Annotated in this window: 14 protein-coding genes; 10 read left to right on the top strand and 4 right to left on the bottom strand. The window is 61.0% G+C overall.

The genetic code is table 11. From position 1 onward, the window contains the following. The first annotated feature begins 37 nt into the window (after window positions 1–37). The 3 genes from JFU37_RS15640 (at window position 38) to trxA (ending at window position 2,217) form a co-directional block, all read left to right on the top strand. Window positions 38–502, top strand: coding sequence for a hypothetical protein (locus JFU37_RS15640; protein WP_201116077.1), 465 nt, complete (start codon window positions 38–40; stop codon window positions 500–502). Beyond that, the gene (locus JFU37_RS15635; protein ID WP_201116076.1) at window positions 499–1,155 is read left to right on the top strand and encodes a class I SAM-dependent methyltransferase; all 657 of its coding nucleotides are present in this window, start codon (window positions 499–501) and stop codon (window positions 1,153–1,155) included. Before JFU37_RS15640 ends, JFU37_RS15635 begins: the two co-directional genes overlap by 4 nt. A gap of 189 nt (window positions 1,156–1,344) precedes the next feature. Next, complete coding sequence (gene trxA / locus JFU37_RS15630; RefSeq protein WP_201116075.1) at window positions 1,345–2,217, top strand: thioredoxin; 873 nt, start codon at window positions 1,345–1,347, stop codon at window positions 2,215–2,217. A 104-nt stretch (window positions 2,218–2,321) separates the two neighbouring features. Here trxA and JFU37_RS15625 read toward each other — a convergent pair whose 3' ends face one another. Further along, entirely contained in the window at window positions 2,322–2,660 is a 339-nt protein-coding gene (locus tag JFU37_RS15625) for a hypothetical protein (RefSeq protein ID WP_201116074.1), read from the bottom strand. Window positions 2,661–2,794: 134 nt separating this feature from the next. Here JFU37_RS15625 and JFU37_RS15620 point away from each other — a divergent pair, with 134 nt between their 5' ends. The 5 genes from JFU37_RS15620 to JFU37_RS15600 all read left to right on the top strand — a co-directional run bounded on the left by JFU37_RS15620 (window position 2,795) and on the right by JFU37_RS15600 (window position 6,922). Then, window positions 2,795–3,373: a DUF2796 domain-containing protein gene (locus JFU37_RS15620; RefSeq protein ID WP_201116073.1), complete on the top strand. Its 579-nt coding sequence runs from the start codon at window positions 2,795–2,797 to the stop codon at window positions 3,371–3,373. A gap of 130 nt (window positions 3,374–3,503) precedes the next feature. Continuing rightward, window positions 3,504–4,214 (top strand): ABC transporter ATP-binding protein, encoded by a 711-nt coding sequence (locus JFU37_RS15615; protein WP_201116072.1) that lies wholly within the window; start codon window positions 3,504–3,506, stop codon window positions 4,212–4,214. A 1-nt stretch (window position 4,215) separates the two neighbouring features. After that, complete coding sequence (locus JFU37_RS15610) at window positions 4,216–5,481, top strand: ABC transporter permease (protein WP_201116071.1); 1,266 nt, start codon at window positions 4,216–4,218, stop codon at window positions 5,479–5,481. Window positions 5,482–5,492: 11 nt separating this feature from the next. Then, the gene (locus tag JFU37_RS15605) at window positions 5,493–6,011 is read left to right on the top strand and encodes a DUF3299 domain-containing protein (protein WP_201116070.1); all 519 of its coding nucleotides are present in this window, start codon (window positions 5,493–5,495) and stop codon (window positions 6,009–6,011) included. Window positions 6,012–6,223: 212 nt separating this feature from the next. Next, on the top strand, window positions 6,224–6,922 hold the full coding sequence (locus JFU37_RS15600; protein ID WP_201116069.1) for an OmpW/AlkL family protein: 699 nt from the start codon (window positions 6,224–6,226) through the stop codon (window positions 6,920–6,922). A gap of 137 nt (window positions 6,923–7,059) precedes the next feature. Here the strand turns inward: JFU37_RS15600 and JFU37_RS15595 are convergent, their stop codons facing one another. Next, window positions 7,060–7,989: an NAD-dependent epimerase/dehydratase family protein gene (locus JFU37_RS15595; protein WP_201116068.1), complete on the bottom strand. Its 930-nt coding sequence runs from the start codon at window positions 7,987–7,989 to the stop codon at window positions 7,060–7,062. After that, window positions 7,982–8,866, bottom strand: coding sequence for a sugar nucleotide-binding protein (locus JFU37_RS15590; protein ID WP_010467310.1), 885 nt, complete (start codon window positions 8,864–8,866; stop codon window positions 7,982–7,984). Before JFU37_RS15590 ends, JFU37_RS15595 begins: the two co-directional genes overlap by 8 nt. A gap of 324 nt (window positions 8,867–9,190) precedes the next feature. Here JFU37_RS15590 and JFU37_RS15585 point away from each other — a divergent pair, with 324 nt between their 5' ends. Beyond that, a complete protein-coding gene (locus tag JFU37_RS15585; RefSeq protein WP_201116067.1) occupies window positions 9,191–13,507 on the top strand; it encodes a DEAD/DEAH box helicase in 4,317 nt (1,438 codons plus the stop codon). Between the two features lie 132 nt (window positions 13,508–13,639). On the opposite strand, the gene JFU37_RS15580 is transcribed toward JFU37_RS15585, so the two are convergent. Then, the gene (locus tag JFU37_RS15580) at window positions 13,640–15,766 is read right to left on the bottom strand and encodes a mechanosensitive ion channel family protein (RefSeq protein ID WP_201116066.1); all 2,127 of its coding nucleotides are present in this window, start codon (window positions 15,764–15,766) and stop codon (window positions 13,640–13,642) included. A 290-nt stretch (window positions 15,767–16,056) separates the two neighbouring features. Here JFU37_RS15580 and JFU37_RS15575 point away from each other — a divergent pair, with 290 nt between their 5' ends. Continuing rightward, window positions 16,057–17,268 carry an MFS transporter gene (locus JFU37_RS15575; RefSeq protein ID WP_201116065.1) on the top strand — a complete coding sequence of 404 codons (1,212 nt, stop codon included), beginning with the start codon at window positions 16,057–16,059 and terminating at the stop codon, window positions 17,266–17,268. The last annotated feature ends 42 nt before the right edge of the window (window positions 17,269–17,310 follow it).

Raw genomic sequence — 17,310 nt, 5'->3', positions numbered from 1 at the left:
AAGCCTGATCATGGATTTCACCTCGCTGGAGCCGCAAATGTCCCTAAGACCGCTCGTTTTGCTCAGTGTTTTCAGCCTGCTGGTGGCCTGTGGCAGCAATGCGCCCAAGCCCCAGCCGCCAACGCCAGGCCCCGCGTCGCAACAGGCACAGAAGAAAGCCAAGGAGGCAGCCGACCTCGGTCCACTGCCCGCCTATCAGCGTGAATTGAGCGGTACCTTGCAAGGCGTGCCGAGCGGGGCCGAAGTCGAACTGGCGTTGCTGGTGATCGACGAAAAGGGTCGCCCGCAACAATTGCTGGCCAGTTCCAGCCTGATCGGCACCAATCAAATTCTGCCGTTCCATCTGCGCTTCAACCCGGATTCGTTCCCGGTCGGCAGCCGCGTTGAATTGCGTGGTCGCGCCAGCCAGTCCGGTCAGTTGATCTTGCATCTGCCGTCTCGGGCCATCACCCAGCCAACCACGCAGGCGCTGGGCCAACTGCAATTCGTCAAAGCACCATGACGGCACCGCTCGACCTGCAACAGGCGTTAAGTGAACTGCTCGGCGATGCGCAGCTTGTCCCTGTCGCCTTGCCGGATACGGACCTGAAGCTGTGGCTGATCGACGGCGACAATATGGACCGTGCGTTCAGTCCCGAGGAAACCCGGCGGATTCTGCATGAACCGCCGTACTGGAGTTTCTGCTGGGCCAGCGGTTTGGCGGTTGCCCGTTATCTGGCGGCATTTCCCGAGTGGGTCAAAGGCAAACGAGTGCTGGATTTCGGCGCCGGTTCCGGGGTCGCGGGGATTGCGGCGGTGAAGGCCGGGGCCCTGGAAGTGGTGGCCTGCGACCTGGACCCGCTGGCGATTGCCGCCTGTCGGGCAAATGCACAACTCAATGGCGTAGACCTCAGCTATTCGACGGATTTCTTTGCCGAAGCGGATCGGTTTGACCTGATTTTGGTGGCCGATGTGCTCTATGACCGGGCCAATCTGCCGTTGCTCGATGAATTCTTGAGCCGTGGCCAAGAGGCATTGGTGGCAGATTCACGGGTGAGGGATTTCCGCCATCCGTTGTATCAACGCATCGAGATGCTGGAAGCGATGACCCTGCCGGATCTGGCCGAGCCTGAAGAGTTTCGGCATGTGAGCCTCTACCATGCGCGGCGCGTTTGAAGCCGCCAAAAGATCGCAGCCTGCGGCAGCTCCTACAGTGACCGCGTTTTTTTACCCATCCTTTGTGCGTCCGTTTCACATGCGCCACGTCCTCCGCGCGTAAACCCGACCCGGTAGGAGCTGCCGAAGGCTGCGATCTTTTGCGCCAGACCTTATAGTGGGCGTATTCACGCTTCCAAGAGATCCCCCATGAGTCAGGAAACGCCGTACATCTTCGACGCCACGACTGCCGATTTCGACCAGTCGGTGATCGAGAACTCTTTCCACAAACCGGTGCTGGTGGACTTCTGGGCCGAATGGTGTGCGCCGTGCAAAGTGCTGATGCCGATGCTGCAGACCATTGCCGAGAGCTATCAGGGCGAGTTGCTGCTGGCCAAGGTCAACTGCGATCTTGAACAAGACATCGTCGCCCGTTTTGGTATTCGCAGCCTGCCGACCGTGGTGCTGTTCAAAGACGGCCAGCCCGTCGATGGATTTGCCGGTGCGCAACCGGAATCGGCCGTGCGCGCGCTGCTTGAGCCTCACGTACAAATGCCGCCACCAGCGGCGGCCGACCCGTTTGAGCAGGCCCAGGCGCTGTTCGACGACAGTCGTTTTGCCGACGCCGAAGCGGTGCTCAAAGTGCTGCTGGGCGAAGACAACACCAACGCCAAGGCATTAATCCTCTACGCCCGTTGCCTGACTGAGCGTGGCGAACTGGGTGAGGCGCAAACCGTGCTCGACGCTGTAAAAAGTGATGAACACAAAGCGGCACTCGCCGGCGCCAAGGCGCAAATTCAGTTCCTCGGCCAGGCCAAGGACCTGCCGGATGCAGCGGACCTGAAAGCGCGTCTGGCAAAAAATCCGCAGGACGATGAGGCCGTGTATCAACTGGCGATTCAGCAGTTGGCCCGCCAGCAATACGATGCCGCGCTGGATGCGTTGCTCAAGCTGTTCATCCGCAATCGTAGCTACAGCGAAGGCTTGCCGCACAAGACCTTGCTGCAGGTGTTCGAGTTGCTGGGCAACGATCACCCGCTGGTGACCACGTACCGTCGCAAGTTGTTCGCTGCGCTGTACTAATCGCCACCTTGTAGGAGCGAGCTTGCTCGCGATGGGCGTCAACGATGACGAGGGCTACCTGCATGACCGCGGCGCCCTAACGCCTTTCGCGAGCAAGCTCGCTCCTACAGCCAGCGATAGATCGGCGTATCCCCGCCGCTCGATACCTTCACATCAGCGCTATGGCGCAGGCGCACCAACAGGCGTTTGCCCGACGCCGCGCTGCCGGTCAAACCTTCCAGTTGATCCAGTAAATCCGGCCCGCTCAATTGTCCGGCCTTGCGCAGCAAATCCTTTGCGATCTGCCACTGCGCATCATCCTGATTCACCGGTTTCGCCGGCGCCGCACTGGCTTCGGGCTTGACCACTTGCAACTGCGCGCCGAGCCGTGCCCAGTCACCGTCATCCATCTCCAGCGTCAAATCCACCGGCCAGTCGCCGATGGTTCCGCGTATACGCAACATAAGTTCGCTCCTGCACATTTCTGACGGACATGCTCCCATGCGACTTGCGCAACGCCAAGCAGACGGTCAAACTCCTCGCGCTTTCGTTATAAGATTACATAACAATTTCTTCATTTTACTTTCGGAGACTTGCCATGCGCCGTCTGCTTCTCGCCCTGCCGTTCGCCCTGTTGCCGCTGGCCATCGCCCACGCCGCCGATGAACATGATCATGAGCACGGCAGCCTCGGCGTCCACGAACATGGCGTCGGTCGCTTGAACGCAGCACTGGACGGCCAGACCCTGGCGCTGGAACTGGACAGCCCGGCAATGAATCTCGTAGGTTTCGAACACGTCGCCACCACTGACGCCGACAAAGCCAAAGTGGCCGCCGTCCGCGCCCAGCTGGAAAAGCCGCTGACCCTGTTCAATCTGCCGAAAGTCGCCGGTTGTGTGGTCGCCTCACAGGAACTGGCAAGCCCGCTGTTCGGTGACAAGCCCGACGCCGATGATGACCATGACGAAGATGCCAAGGACGAACATCACCATGACCACAGCGAGATTCACGCGCATTACCAGTTCAGCTGCTCGGCACCCGGCGCACTGAAAACCCTGGATCTGGCGACGATTTTCAATACCTTCCCGGCAACCCAGAAGATTCAGGTACAACTGATCAGCCCGAGCGGCCAGCAAGGTGTTGAGGTGACGGCCAAGGCTGCCGCCCTGAAATTCTGAATCCACCATAGATCCCCCTGTAGGAGCGAGCTTGCTCGCGATGGTGTATCAGCCAAATTGATGTCGACTGACACACCATCGCGAGCAAGCTCGCTCCTACAGGGTCAATCACCAACCTGACCGGTTTCACATGACCCAAGCACTCATCGAACTGTCCGACCTTGGCTTCAGCTGGCCCGGTCATCCGCCGCTGCTGGATATCCCGGCGTTTCGCCTGGAACCGGGTGAAACCCTGTTCCTCAAAGGCCCCAGCGGCAGCGGCAAGACCACCCTGCTCGGCCTGCTCGGTGGCGTGCAAAAACCCGATCGTGGAAGCATTCGCCTGCTCGGCCAGGAACTGACCGAACTCGGTGCCGGCGCCCGCGACCGCTTCCGCGTCGACCACACCGGCTATATCTTCCAGCAGTTCAACTTGCTGCCGTTTCTTTCGGTGCGCGAGAACGTCGAGTTGCCCTGCCACTTCTCCAAACTGCGCGCCGAGCGGGCGATCCAGCGCCACGGCAGCGTCGATCAGGCGGCGGCGACCCTGCTCGCGCACCTGGGTTTGAAAGATGAAAGCATCCTCAGCCGTCGCGCCGACTCGCTGTCCATCGGTCAGCAGCAACGGGTGGCCGCTGCTCGCGCGTTGATCGGTCAGCCTGAACTGGTGATCGCCGACGAACCGACCTCGGCCCTGGATTACGACGCCCGCGAGAACTTCATTCGCTTGCTGTTCGCCGAATGCCGTGAAGCCGGATCGAGCCTATTGTTTGTCAGCCATGACCAGAGCCTCGCGCCACTGTTCGATCGCAACCTGTCGCTGGCCGAACTCAATCGCGCCGCCACCCCGTCCGAGGTTTGAGATGTATTTGTTTCGTCTAGCCCTGGCCAGCCTGGCTAACCGCCGCTTCACCGCGATCCTTACCGCGTTCGCCATCGCCCTGTCGGTCTGTCTGCTGCTGGCCGTTGAGCGGGTGCGCACCGAAGCCAAAGCCAGTTTCGCCAGTACCATCAGCGGCACCGACCTGATCGTTGGCGCACGCTCCGGCTCGGTCAACCTGTTGCTGTACTCGGTGTTTCGCATCGGCAACGCGACCAACAACATTCGCTGGGACAGCTTCGAACACTTCGCCAACAACCCGAAAGTGAAGTGGGCGATCCCGATGTCGCTCGGCGACTCCCATCGCGGTTATCGAGTGATGGGCACCACCGGGGCGTACTTCGAGCACTATCAGTACGGACATCAGCAACACCTGGAACTGGCCGACGGCCGTGCCTTCGCCACTGACCCGTTCGAAGTGGTGCTCGGTGCCGAAGTGGCGGACGCGTTGCACTACAAGCTCGGCGATAAATTGGTGCTGGCCCACGGTGTCGCGGCGATTAGCCTGGTCAAGCACGACGACAAACCGTTCACCGTGGTTGGCATTCTCAAGCGTACCGGCACCCCGGTAGACCGCACGCTGCACATCAGCCTCGGCGGCATGGAAGCGATTCACATCGACTGGCACAACGGCGTGCCGGCCCGGGGCGAGGGTCGGATCAGTGCCGATCAGGCGCGCAACATGGACCTGACGCCGCAAGCGATCACCGCGTTCATGCTTGGCCTCAACAACAAGATTTCGACCTTCGCGGTGCAGCGCGAGATCAACGAATTCCGTGGTGAACCCATGCTGGCGATCCTGCCGGGCGTGGCGCTGCAAGAACTGTGGAGTTTAATGAGCACGGCGGAAAAAGCGTTGTTTGTGGTGTCGCTGTTCGTGGTGCTGACCGGGTTGATCGGCATGCTCACGGCGATTCTCACCAGCCTCAACGAACGACGCCGCGAGATGGCGATTCTGCGTTCGGTAGGCGCCCGGCCGTGGCACATTGCGACACTGCTGGTGCTGGAGGCGTTTGCCCTCGCTTTGTCAGGCGTAATTGCCGGTGTGGGGTTGCTCTACCTGTGCATCGCAGCGGCGCAGGGTTACGTGCAGGCCAATTACGGTTTGTACTTGCCGCTGGCGTGGCCAAGTGAATATGAATGGACCCTGCTCGGTGGCATCCTGATCGCCGCGCTGTTGATGGGCAGCGTGCCGGCCTGGCGCGCCTATCGCCAATCCTTGGCCGATGGCCTGTCGATCCGACTATGAGGACGCTAATGATGCCCCGCGCTCTGCTTGCGCTGTTGATGCTGGTCGCCCTGCCCTTATGGGCGGCCCAGCCGAAAGACCTGACCTGGCCGGAAATGATCCCGCCGGACGCACCGGCAGAAGTACCGAACATGACGCCGCTGCACGACCTGTCGCAGATGAGCAGCGCGCTGTCTGCAGAGTCGGCGCCAGCGGCCAGGCAAGAGCTGCCGAATGCGCCGGTGGTGAAAGCCCTCGACGGTCAGCACATTCGCTTGCCGGGCTACATCGTGCCGCTGGAAGTCAGTGAAGAGGGCCGCACCACCGACTTTCTGCTGGTGCCGTACTTTGGTGCCTGCATCCATGTACCGCCACCGCCGTCCAACCAGATTGTGCATGTGAAAAGCAAAGTCGGCGTGAAACTGGATGAGCTGTATCAGCCGTACTGGGTCGAGGGAGCGTTGCAGGTCAAGGCGTCGACCAGCGAGTTGGCGGATGCCGGGTATCAGATGGAGGCGCAGAAGATTTATGTGTATGAATTGCCGGAGTGAATCCGGCAGGTTTGCTTAGCATCAGCATAGCCAAAAGATCGCAGCCTTCGGCAGCTCCTACATTGACCGCGTGCGAACCCGATCCTGTAGGAGCTGCCGAAGGCTGCGATCTTTTGAGGCTATCACCCTTTCATTGAGCTGAGTCAAAAGGCCGTATCAGACGGCTCCGTACCATTGGACATCAAACATTTTTAACGTCCTTTGGAGCCCTCATGCACAAGTCATTGCTCAGCGCTTCGCTGTTCGCCCTAGCGCTCGCAGCCCCGCTCGCACACGCCCACGACGCCGGCGACATCATCGTTCGGGCCGGTGCAATCACCGTCAACCCGAAAGCCGACAGCTCCAGCGTCAAGGTCGACCAAGGACCGTTGGCGGGCGCCAACCTGGGTGGCAAAGCCACCATGAACAGCGATACGCAATTGGGCTTGAACTTCGCTTACATGGTCACCAACAACTGGGGAATCGAGCTGCTCGCCGCCACGCCGTTCGAGCATGACGTGAAGCTCAAAGACACGTCCCTGAGCGCGGCCAACGGCAAACTCGGCACCCTGAAACACCTGCCGCCAACCCTCAGCGTTGTGTACTACCCGCTCGACCATAAATCGGTGTTCCAGCCGTATGTCGGCGCCGGTATCAACTACACCTGGATCTACGACGAACAGCTCAGCAGCGAGGCCCAGTCCAACGGCTTCAGCAACTTCAAGGCCGATAACTCCTGGGGTATGGCATTTCAAGTCGGTGCCGATTACATGATCACCGACAACATCATGCTCAATGCCCAAGTGCGTTACATCGACATCGATACCACCGCGACCGTGGAAAATAATGCGGTAGCGCCAGGCACTCGTGCCAAGGTCGATGTGAATGTGGACCCGTTCATCTACATGGTCGGATTGGGTTATAAATTCTAAAAAACATCTTAAAGGCACCCCTGTAGGAGCGAGCTTGCTCGCGATGGACTCACGAACTGCGCGTTTGTTCAGACAACACGCGTTATCGTTAACGTCCATCGCGAGCAAGCTCGCTCCTACAGGTGCCTTTTTTTGATTCAGAGCCCCAACAACCGCGCCAGCCCGACACTCATGGGTGTCTGCGCCGGAGACGTAAAACGCTCCAGCAATCGCTGATTGTTGGCTCGTGAATGACGAATGTCACCGGAGCGCGCCGGCCCGTAGCTCACGGGCGGTAATGCACCGACCACCACTTTCAGCGCTTCAAGCATCTGCTTGAGGCTGGTGGCCTGGTTCCAGCCGACGTTGACCGCACCGACGTCGACCTGCGGTTCCTCGATGCCTTGCACCAGCAGATCGACCAGGTCCTCGACGTACACGAAGTCGCGCGTCTGCTCGCCATCGCCAAAGACCGTGATCGGCAGGCCTTTCTGTGCACGCTCGCTGAAAATACTGATCACCCCGGAGTACGGCGAGGACGGATCCTGACGCGGGCCGAAGATGTTGAAGAAGCGGAAAATCACTGGTTCCAGCGCGTGCTGGCGACGGTAGAAATCGAAGTAGTGCTCACTGGCCAGCTTGTCTGAAGCATACGGCGTCAACGGCGCCTTGGGCGTGTCTTCGTCGATCGACTCGCCTTCGCCATTGTTACCGTAGACCGCCGCGCTGGACGCAAACAACACGCGTTTGACGCCAGCCTGACGCATAGCCTCGCAGACATTCAACGAGCCGATGAAGTTGCTCTGGTGAGTCTTCACTGGATCGTCCACCGAAGCCTGCACCGAAGCCACTGCCGCCAAATGCGCAACGGCGCCGCAACCGATCACAGCCCGAGCCACCAGAGCGGCATCGGCGACGTCGCCCACGATCAGTTCGACCCGGGGATTGTCCAGCGGCAGGTTGCTGCGTTTGCCGGTGGAAAGGTCATCGAGAATGCGCACCGAATGGCCCTTGGCAAGCAAGGCATCGGTCAAGTGCGAGCCGATGAAACCGGCACCGCCGGTGATTAAAACTGGACCGTCAACCATGGCGATAAAACCTATCCAATAAGCCTGGGAGTGCCGCGCGCCAGGCGCGGGGTTTGATGCCGAACGTGTGCAAAATTTTCTTGCAGGCCAGTACCGCGTGCTGCGGCTCCTCGGCGGCGTCCGGGCGCGCGGCATGCGCCTGGGCGGTCGGCGCTTCGATAGCCAGTGGATGCAGGCTGCGGGCTTCGGTGAGAATAGCCTGTCCCAGAGCCAGCGGCGTGGTCGCCTCATGCCCGGCGTAATGGTAGGTGCCCCATAGCGGCGCCGCACAATCGAGCTGCTTGAGCACCGAAATGATCACCCGCGCCGCGTCGTCCACCGGCGTCGGATTGCCCCGACGGTCGTCGGCCATCAGCAGCTCTTCAGGCTGTTCGGCCCGACCGAGGAAACGCCCGAGGGTGCCGTCGGGGCTGTCATCGAGCAGCCAGCCGAAACGCAGCAACACATGCTGCGGACAGGTAGCGCGCACGCTCTGTTCGATCCGCCACAATGCCTGACCGCGCAGGCCGAGCGGCACGGGTTCGTCTTTTTCGCTGTAGGCAGTGGCCCGAGAGCCGTCGAACACTCGATAACTCGAGGGTTGCAGCAGAACGATGTTGTGATGCTGGCACAGTTCGGCCAGACGCTCGATCGCACGCTCTTGTCCGGCCAGACGTTGTTCGCTGACCGTCTCCGCCTGGAACCAGTCGAAGTAGTAGGCGAGGTTGATCAGCGCGTCCGGGCGCGTGTCGTCGAGCAGTTGCGTCAGGCTCGCGGCATCCCAGCCGTCTTGCGGTGGGCGGGGGGCGAGGAAACCGATGTCTTCCTCCGCACCGAGGCGAATCAGCGCCTGCCCAAGGGCATTTCCGCCGCCCAGTAACATAAGGCGCATTCGCATAGAGTCAGCAGGCCCAGTCTGATTGGAACGATGGCTGTATCGACACTGCCCGCAGGCGATGCCGTTGATAATTGCCGGAATCGTTGCATTTTGCGGGTTTAGTGCGCAACCGTCATCCGTAAAGTATAGATCCGCCGGATTTGTGGCACTGCTACTGGCCTCTTCGCGGGCAAGCCCGCTCCCACAGGGATCTTCTGTGAATGCTAGATTTTTGAACAACAGAGAACACTGTGGGAGCGGGCTTGCCCGCGAAGACGCCCTATAAGCAATGGAGGTCTTGAGCGGTACTTGCATCTTCCCCACCCTGCCCGCATAAATTACCCCATGAATCTGCCCATCCCCACGGACGCGGCCCTGGCAGGCTTCCACCCCGCTGTCAGTGCCTGGTTCAGCAACACCTTCCCGACGGTGACCGCCGCCCAGGCCCGGGCGTGGCCGTTGATTCGCCAGCGCCGCTCGACCCTGATCGCCGCGCCCACCGGCTCCGGCAAAACCCTCACCGCGTTTCTCGCCGTCATCGACGACCTGGTACACCAGGGATTGACCAACGGCGGTCATTTACCCGACGAAACCCTGGTGGTCTACGTCTCACCGCTTAAAGCCCTGTCCAACGACATTCAAATCAACCTGCAAAACCCGCTGGCCGGGATTACCGAGCAATTGCGGGGGATGGGCCGGCCGGAATTGCAAATCAACACCGCCGTGCGCACCGGCGATACACCGCAAAAAGACCGCTCGGCGATGCGCAAGAACGCGCCGCACATTCTGGTGACGACCCCGGAATCACTTTACGTGTTGCTCGGCTCCGACTCCGGCCGGCAAATGCTTGGCACCACGCGCACGGTGATCGTCGACGAAATCCATGCCATCGCCGCCAGCAAACGCGGCAGCCATCTGGCGCTAAGCCTCGAACGGTTGCAGGCGTTGTGCGCGCAACCGTTGATGCGCATCGGTCTGTCTGCCACGCAAAAACCCATCGAAGCGGTGTCGCGCTTTCTGGTGGGCCGCGACCGCCCTTGTGAAATCATCGACATCGGTCACGCCCGCCCGCGAGATCTGGACATCGAAGTGCCGCCAGTGCCGTTGTCGGCCGTAATGGCCAACGATGTCTGGGAGCTGGTCTACGACCGCCTCGCCGCCCTCGCCCGCGAGCACCGGACCACGCTGGTTTTCGTCAACACCCGACGATTGGCCGAACGCTTGAGCCGGCATTTAAGCGAACGCCTTGGCAAGGACGCCGTGGCAGCCCATCACGGCAGCCTGGCCAAGGAATTTCGCCTCGACGCCGAACAACGGCTCAAACGCGGCGAGCTGCAGGTGCTGATCGCCACCGCGTCACTGGAACTGGGCATCGACATTGGCGACGTCGATCTGGTCTGCCAGATCGCTTCGCCGCGCTCGATTGCCGGTTTTCTGCAACGGGTCGGCCGCTCCGGGCACCAGGTCGGCGGCACGCCCAAAGGCCGATTGTTCGCCACCACCCGCGACGACTTGATCGAATGCACCGCGCTCCTCGATTGCGTGCGCCGGGGTGAACTCGACACCTTGCTGATTCCTGTGGCTCCGCTGGACGTGCTGGCCCAGCAAATCATCGCCGAGGTCAGCTGCCAGGAATGGCAGGAGCAGGCACTGCTGGAGATGCTCCGCAGAGCCTCGCCCTATACCGAGCTCGACGAAGACCATTATCAGGCGCTGCTGCGCATGCTGGCCGAGGGTTACAACGGTCGCCAAGGCATCCGCAGTGCTTACCTGCACCGCGACGCCGTGACACGCACATTGCGCGGTCGCCGAGGCGCCAAACTGACCGCCGTGACCAGCGGAGGGACGATTCCGGACAACGCCGACTACAGCGTGTTGCTGGAGCCTCAAGGGCTGAACATCGGCAGCGTCAACGAAGACTTTGCGGTGGAAAGCATCGCCGGGGACGTCTTCCAGTTGGGCAATACGTCCTACCGGATTTTGCGGGTCGAAACCGGCAAAGTCCGGGTCGAAGACGCTCAAGGCCAGCCGCCGACCATTCCGTTCTGGCTCGGTGAAGCGCCAGGCCGCAGCGCTGAACTGTCATTGGCCGTAGCGCGCCTGCAAGCGCAACTCGATGAGCTGCTCGGCGCCACGCCCGGTAACTTGCAACCCGCCCTCGACTGGCTGACCGACACCCTCGGCCTGAACCTCGCCAGTGCCGAACAACTGGTGGAATACCTCGCCCGCGCACGCCTGACCCTCGGTGCCCTGCCGTCGCAGGACACGCTGCTGATGGAACGCTTTTTCGACGAGTCCGGCGGCACGCAATTGATCATCCACACGCCGTTCGGCAGCCGCATCAACCGCGCCTGGGGCCTGGCCCTGCGCAAACGCTTCTGCCGCACCTTCAATTTCGAGCTGCAGGCCGCCGCCAGCGAGGACGCAATCGTGCTGTCGCTGTCCACCAGCCACAGCTTTGATCTTGATGACGTCTGGCGCTACGTGCACAGCAACACTGCCAAACACTTACTGACTCAAGCAGTGCTCGAAGCGCCGCTGTTCGGCGTGCGCTGGCGCTGGAATGCCAGTGTCGCGCTGGCGTTGCCGCGGTATGCAGGCGGGCGCAAAGTGCCGCCGCAAATCCAGCGGATGAAAAGCGAAGACCTGATCGCCAGCGTGTTTCCCGATCAGCTCGCCTGCGTGGAAAACCTCGCCGGCGAGCGCGAAATCCCCGAGCATCCGCTGGTGGAACAAACCCTCGACGATTGCCTGCATGAGGCGATGGACAGTGAGGGTTGGCTGGCGTTGTTGCGGCGCATGGAGAGCGGCGATGTGCGGCTGATCAGCCGCGACTTGCCGGCGCCCTCGCCGCTGGCCGCAGAAATTCTCAGCGCACGGCCTTACACCTTTCTCGACGACGCGCCGCTGGAAGAGCGCCGCACCCAGGCGGTGCTCAACCGGCGCTGGAGCGATCCGCAATCCACCGATGACCTCGGCGCACTGGACGCCGAGGCGATTCAAGCGGTGCGCGATGAAGCCTGGCCAGCGCCGACTGGCGTCGATGAAATGCATGAGGCGCTGATGAGCCTCGCGTGCATTGCCGACACCGAGGCCCAGGCCAACCCGGATTGGCTCGGCTGGCTGAACGCTTTGGCCGACAACGGCCGCGCCAGCCGTTTGCAGGTCAATGCCGGGCAGTCGCTTTGGTTCCCTCTGGAGCGGTTGACCTGCTTGCGGGTGATTTATCCACAGGCGATTTTGCTGCCACTGCTGGAAGCGCTGCCGGGCTTCGATGACCAGTGGGAGCCGGACGATGCGCTGCTGGAAGTGATCCGCGCGCGGCTCAGTGCGTTTGGTCCATTGCCGCTGAAAGCGATTGCCGAACCCCTGGGTTTATCGGCGACACACGTCACTCAAGTGTTAGCGCAACTGGAACGCGAAGGCTATGTGCTGCGGGGCCAATTTACGCCGCGGGCGGTAGAGGAAGAATGGTGCGAGCGGCATTTGCTGGCGCGGATTCATCGCTACACGGTCAAGCGTCTGCGCCGGGAAATCGAGCCGGTCGCGTTGCAGGATTTCATGCGTTTTCTGTTCGACTGGCAGCACCTCTCCACTGCGACGCAAGGCCAGGGCAGCGCGGTGTTGCCCGCGATCATCGGCCAGTTCGAAGGCTACCCCGCTGCCGCATCCGCCTGGGACAGCGACCTCTTGCCGGCACGGCTCAAGGGTTATTCGCCGGGTTGGCTGGACGATCTGTGCCGCAGCGGCAAACTGGTCTGGACCCGCCTGAGTGCGCGTAACAAAAGCACCAGCACGGCCCTGCGCAGCACGCCGATTCTGTTGTTGCCGCGCAGCCAGGTCGGGTTGTGGAGCGGTTTGACCGAGCAGACGCCAGCCAGCGAACTGTCGCCCAAAACGCAAAAAGTCTTTGAGGCGCTCAGCCAACACGGCGCGCTGTTTTTCGATGAGTTGATTCATGAGGCGCATCTGCTGCGCTCGGAGCTGGAAATTGCTTTGCAGGAACTGGTCGGCGCCGGACTGGTGAACGCCGACAGTTTTGCCGGTCTGCGGGCGCTGATTACGCCCGCCAGTAAACGACAGAATCGCAGCAGCCGACGCGGACGTGGAGCGTTTATCGGCGGGATGGACGATGCCGGGCGCTGGGCTTTGTTACGACGTGGACCCGCCGCGCCGAGGGTGGATAACAAACGCCCGGCACCCACACCGAGCGAGACCCTGGAACACATCGCCCTGACGTTGCTGCGGCGCTACGGCGTGGTGTTCTGGCGCTTGCTGGAACGTGAGGCGGACTGGTTGCCCAGTTGGCGTGAATTGTTGCGCACGTTTCATCGGCTCGAGGCTCGGGGCGAGATTCGCGGCGGACGGTTTGTCAGTGGCCTGGCCGGTGAACAGTTCGCGCTGCCGGAAGCGATTCCATTACTGCGGGAAGTACGGCGACGTCCACAGGACGGGAGTCTGATTGCGGTGTGCGGGGTTGATCCGCTGAACCTCGCCGGCACGCTTTTACCGGGCGCAAAAGTGCCGGCCTTGGCCAGCAATCGGCTGGTGTATCGCGATGGGTTGCCGGCGGCGGCCGAGATTGCTGGCAAGCAGGTTTTCTGGCTGGAGCTGGATCAGCAATCCACTGCCGAGTTGCATAACAAGCTGATCCGGCATTGATGGTGTCTGGGCGGGCCCCTTCGCGGGCAAGCCCGCTCCCACAGGTTTATCTGTGAATACAAAACTAATGAACACCAAAGATCACTGTGGGAGCGGGCTTGCCCGCGAAGAGGCCATCAGCCCCCCTACAAATTATTGGGTTCTAGGCTGATCCGGCAACAACACCGACGAATGCTCCGGCACCGGAGCCTCTTCTTTCGGCTCATCCGCATGCCGCCTGGCTAACAAAACCTGCTGTGGATAAGTCTGCGCGAAATGCACCCACGGGCTGTTATCCACAAGCTTTTTCAACCGTTGGTTAAACGCCCGGCTCACCGCGTATTGCCCGCCCGATACAGTGCGGAATTGCGCCGTCAGCACCACGCCGTTGAGGTCCATCTTATCGACACCGAAGACATCCAGCGGCCCTTGCAAGTTGTACTTGAGGAACGGGTCATCAGTGATGGAACGACCGGCCTCGCGGATCAGTTCGATGGCCTTGTCCACGTCAGTGTCATAGGTGACCTGCACCGAGAAGAACGCATAGGCGAATTGCCGCGATTGATTGGTGACCGCCTTGATCTGGCCGAACGGCACCGAGTGCACAAAGCCCTTGCCGTCACGCAGGCGCAAGGTGCGGATGGTCAGGCCTTCGACCGTGCCGGCGTGGCCGGAATCGAGGACCACCCAATCGCCAATCGACAAGGTGTCTTCAATGATGATGAACAACCCGGTGATCACGTCCTGCACCAATTGCTGGGAGCCGAAACCGATCGCCAGCCCCACGACACCGGCACCGGCCAGAAAAGGCGCAACGTTGATGCCCAGATTGGCCATGGTGGTGATTGCGCAGATCACCACCAGAATGATTTTTATCGCGTTGCGCAGCAGCGGCAGAATCGTTTTGACCCGGGTGCTGGGTTGGTGCGCCGAGCGTTTGTTAACGGGTGGTTTCAGGGTTTCCTGAATGGCCGTGTCCAACACGACCCAGACCATCCAGGTCACCAGAAAAATCAGGCCGATGCGGCTCAGCGAATCACTGATCGCCCGGCCGACCGAATTACTCACCGCGAACTCGAACAACGACACGCCCCAGATCCGCCCCAGGACATCGATAAAAACAATGGCCATGGCGATCCGTAGCAGGGCGTGCGAAAGGCTGAGAAAGCGCTCTTTGTAGGCACTGCTACGGCGTGCTGCCATCTCATTGCGCGATTTGAACAGGTGGCGAAGCATGGTGCTGAGGACCACCGTCGCAATCAATAGAATCGTGGTAAACAGCGCACAGCGCAGCACTTTCTGGTTGTCATCGCCGATGCCGATCAGGTTGATCACCGACACCAGCACCATCAACAGAATCGGCCAGTGCCAGAGCCCGGAAAAAATCCGCAGGCTTTGGCGCAATGCTGGCTGGCTGAGGCGCTGGGCCAACGGCAGAATGCGGATCAGATGCGCGACCGGACGGCGCATACGAAGCACCAAAAGGCCGAAGGTGATCGTCGCCGTCAGACCGGTGAATACCGCGATACTGCCGGTGAGATTGCCGCCCAGTTGGTGGGCGATCTGCGGGCTGGTCAGGGCGTCGCTCAGGGCCACGAGGAAGCCAATCAAAAACAGGGGTTGTGGGCTGTGCTGAAGAATAATCCGCACCGCCGGGCGCTTGTGGCCGGCGTTGAACAACACCACCAGCGACAACATTAGCGACGCGGCGAAAATGCCGCTGCTGGTGGCATAAGCAAAACACAACGCCAGCGCCCGGCCGGCGGATACTTGCAGGAAATGGCTGACATAGAGCGTCAGCGGCAGGCTGATCAGTGCGGGAATCGTGTAGGGCAATACATAACCCAGCAAGGCCTGGCCACGCTCGCGATTGAGCAGCAAGCGGTGCTGGCACAGACGTTTGGCAAGCATTCCGCCGAGTAGCCAAAGCAGCGCGAAAACGCCCACCCACACGCCGGACAACAGCAGGAAGTCCCTCGCCACGCTCCAGTTCGAACGCGCCGATGGATGATTGACCAGTTGATCCACTTCATCGGCTGCCCGGTCTGCACGCAGACGCCAGGCGTCGAGCAGGTCCTCGTTAAGATCGAGTTTTCCCTGAATCTCATCAATGCTTGAGCTGATGGCCCCCAGCAATCCGCCTTGTACCAGCGGTTCAGGGTGTGCCGGTGGCGTTGCTGCGGTAGTGGCCGGCAAACCCGGCAATGTCGCCGCTTGCAGTACATTGCTGCCCAGTATCAGCAACAACCCCAGTAGTATCGCAGTTTTGAACTTGAACAAAACGGGAAGCTCCTTGGGAAGGGTCTGTATGGAACTGATCGGGAAATGGCGAGATAACAGACTCAGCATATCTCACTGTGGGAGCGAGCCTGCTCGCGAAAGCGGCGGCATATCCCACATTGATGTATCTGGACCACCGCTTTCGCGAGCAGGCTCGCTCCCACACTGAACCGTGTCACGCTGTTGATATTTGACCTCCACGCAAATATCAAATGCTCATCCCTGTATTTTTCCGCACAACTCAATCTCCGACACTGCGCTCCTGAAATCAATCCACCGGAGTTGCAGCCATGCCCATCGCCTTGCTCGCGCTGACCCTCAGCGCCTTCGCCATCGGGACGACCGAGTTCGTCATCGTTGGCTTGTTACCCACCATCGGCGCTGACCTCGGCGTCAGCCTGCCTTCCGCCGGGCTGCTGGTCAGCCTTTATGCATTGGGCGTTGCCGTTGGTGCGCCGGTGTTGACTGCCCTCACCGGTAAAGTCCCGCGCAAATTGCTCCTGTTGTCGCTGATGGTGTTGTTCACCCTCGGCAACTTGCTGGCCTGGCAAGCGCCGAGCTACGAGTCGCTGATCATTGCGCGGATCGTCACCGGCCTGGCCCACGGGGTGTTTTTCTCGATTGGCTCGACCATCGCCACCAGCCTGGTGCCGAAGGAAAAAGCCGCCAGCGCGATTGCGATCATGTTTACCGGATTGACCGTGGCGCTCGTCACCGGCGTGCCGCTAGGGACGTTTATCGGTCAACATTTCGGCTGGCGTGAAACCTTCCTCGCCGTGTCGGCATTGGGTGTGATCGCGTTCATTGGCAGCCTGCTCTACGTGCCGAAAAACATCGCCCACAGCAAACCGGCGTCGCTGTTGCAGCAACTGCAGGTGCTCAAGCAACCGCGTCTGTTACTGGTATATGCGATGACGGCGGTGGGTTACGGCGGCTCGTTCATCGCCTTCACATTCCTCGCTCCGATTCTTCAGGATATCTCCGGTTTCAGCGCCGGCACGGTCAGCCTGGTGCTCCTGGTCTACGGCATCTCGGTGGCCGTCGGTAACCTCTGGGGCGGCAAACTGGCGGACAAACGCGGCCCGATCAGCGCACTGAAAATCATCTTCGCCCTGCTCGCCGCTGTGCTGTTCGTACTGACCTTCACCGCTGGCAATCCATGGCTGGCCTTGGCCACTGTGCTGGTCTGGGGCGCGGTCGCATTCGGCAACGTGCCGGGTTTGCAGGTTTATGTGGTGCGCCAGGCTGAACATCACACGCCGCATGCGGTGGACGTAGCGTCCGGCCTGAACATCGCCGCGTTCAACCTCGGCATTGCCGGTGGTGCGTGGGGCGGCGGGTTGATCGTCGCTCACATGGGGCTGATCCATACCGCGTGGATTGGTGGCCTGGTGGTGCTGGTGGCGCTGGCACTGACGGCCTGGAGTGGCCGTCTTGATCGGTTGGGGCCGGTGTATGCCGAGCCGTCCGAAGGCTCGTCCCGCCTCATCGCCAGCCACTGAACCTTGTAGGAGCTGCCGAAGGCTGCGATCTGTTGATCTTCT

It is taken from the genome of Pseudomonas sp. TH41, from assembly GCF_016650695.1.
GTDB lineage: Bacteria > Pseudomonadota > Gammaproteobacteria > Pseudomonadales > Pseudomonadaceae > Aquipseudomonas.
This window is presented reverse-complemented; position numbering and strand designations above follow the sequence as displayed.

What these genes read in the sequence shown, in the direction of transcription:
- JFU37_RS15595 (WP_201116068.1), bottom strand. Translation starts at nt 7,989, where the DNA reads ATGGTTGACGGTCCAGTTTTAATCACCGGCGGTGCCGGTTTCATCGGC.
- JFU37_RS15600 (WP_201116069.1), top strand. Translation starts at nt 6,224, where the DNA reads ATGCACAAGTCATTGCTCAGCGCTTCGCTGTTCGCCCTAGCGCTCGCA.
- JFU37_RS15625 (WP_201116074.1), bottom strand. Translation starts at nt 2,660, where the DNA reads ATGTTGCGTATACGCGGAACCATCGGCGACTGGCCGGTGGATTTGACG.
- trxA (WP_201116075.1), top strand. Translation starts at nt 1,345, where the DNA reads ATGAGTCAGGAAACGCCGTACATCTTCGACGCCACGACTGCCGATTTC.
- JFU37_RS15615 (WP_201116072.1), top strand. Translation starts at nt 3,504, where the DNA reads ATGACCCAAGCACTCATCGAACTGTCCGACCTTGGCTTCAGCTGGCCC.
- JFU37_RS15610 (WP_201116071.1), top strand. Translation starts at nt 4,216, where the DNA reads ATGTATTTGTTTCGTCTAGCCCTGGCCAGCCTGGCTAACCGCCGCTTC.
- JFU37_RS15640 (WP_201116077.1), top strand. Translation starts at nt 38, where the DNA reads ATGTCCCTAAGACCGCTCGTTTTGCTCAGTGTTTTCAGCCTGCTGGTG.
- JFU37_RS15605 (WP_201116070.1), top strand. Translation starts at nt 5,493, where the DNA reads ATGCCCCGCGCTCTGCTTGCGCTGTTGATGCTGGTCGCCCTGCCCTTA.
- JFU37_RS15620 (WP_201116073.1), top strand. Translation starts at nt 2,795, where the DNA reads ATGCGCCGTCTGCTTCTCGCCCTGCCGTTCGCCCTGTTGCCGCTGGCC.
- JFU37_RS15575 (WP_201116065.1), top strand. Translation starts at nt 16,057, where the DNA reads ATGCCCATCGCCTTGCTCGCGCTGACCCTCAGCGCCTTCGCCATCGGG.
- JFU37_RS15635 (WP_201116076.1), top strand. Translation starts at nt 499, where the DNA reads ATGACGGCACCGCTCGACCTGCAACAGGCGTTAAGTGAACTGCTCGGC.
- JFU37_RS15590 (WP_010467310.1), bottom strand. Translation starts at nt 8,866, where the DNA reads ATGCGAATGCGCCTTATGTTACTGGGCGGCGGAAATGCCCTTGGGCAG.
- JFU37_RS15585 (WP_201116067.1), top strand. Translation starts at nt 9,191, where the DNA reads ATGAATCTGCCCATCCCCACGGACGCGGCCCTGGCAGGCTTCCACCCC.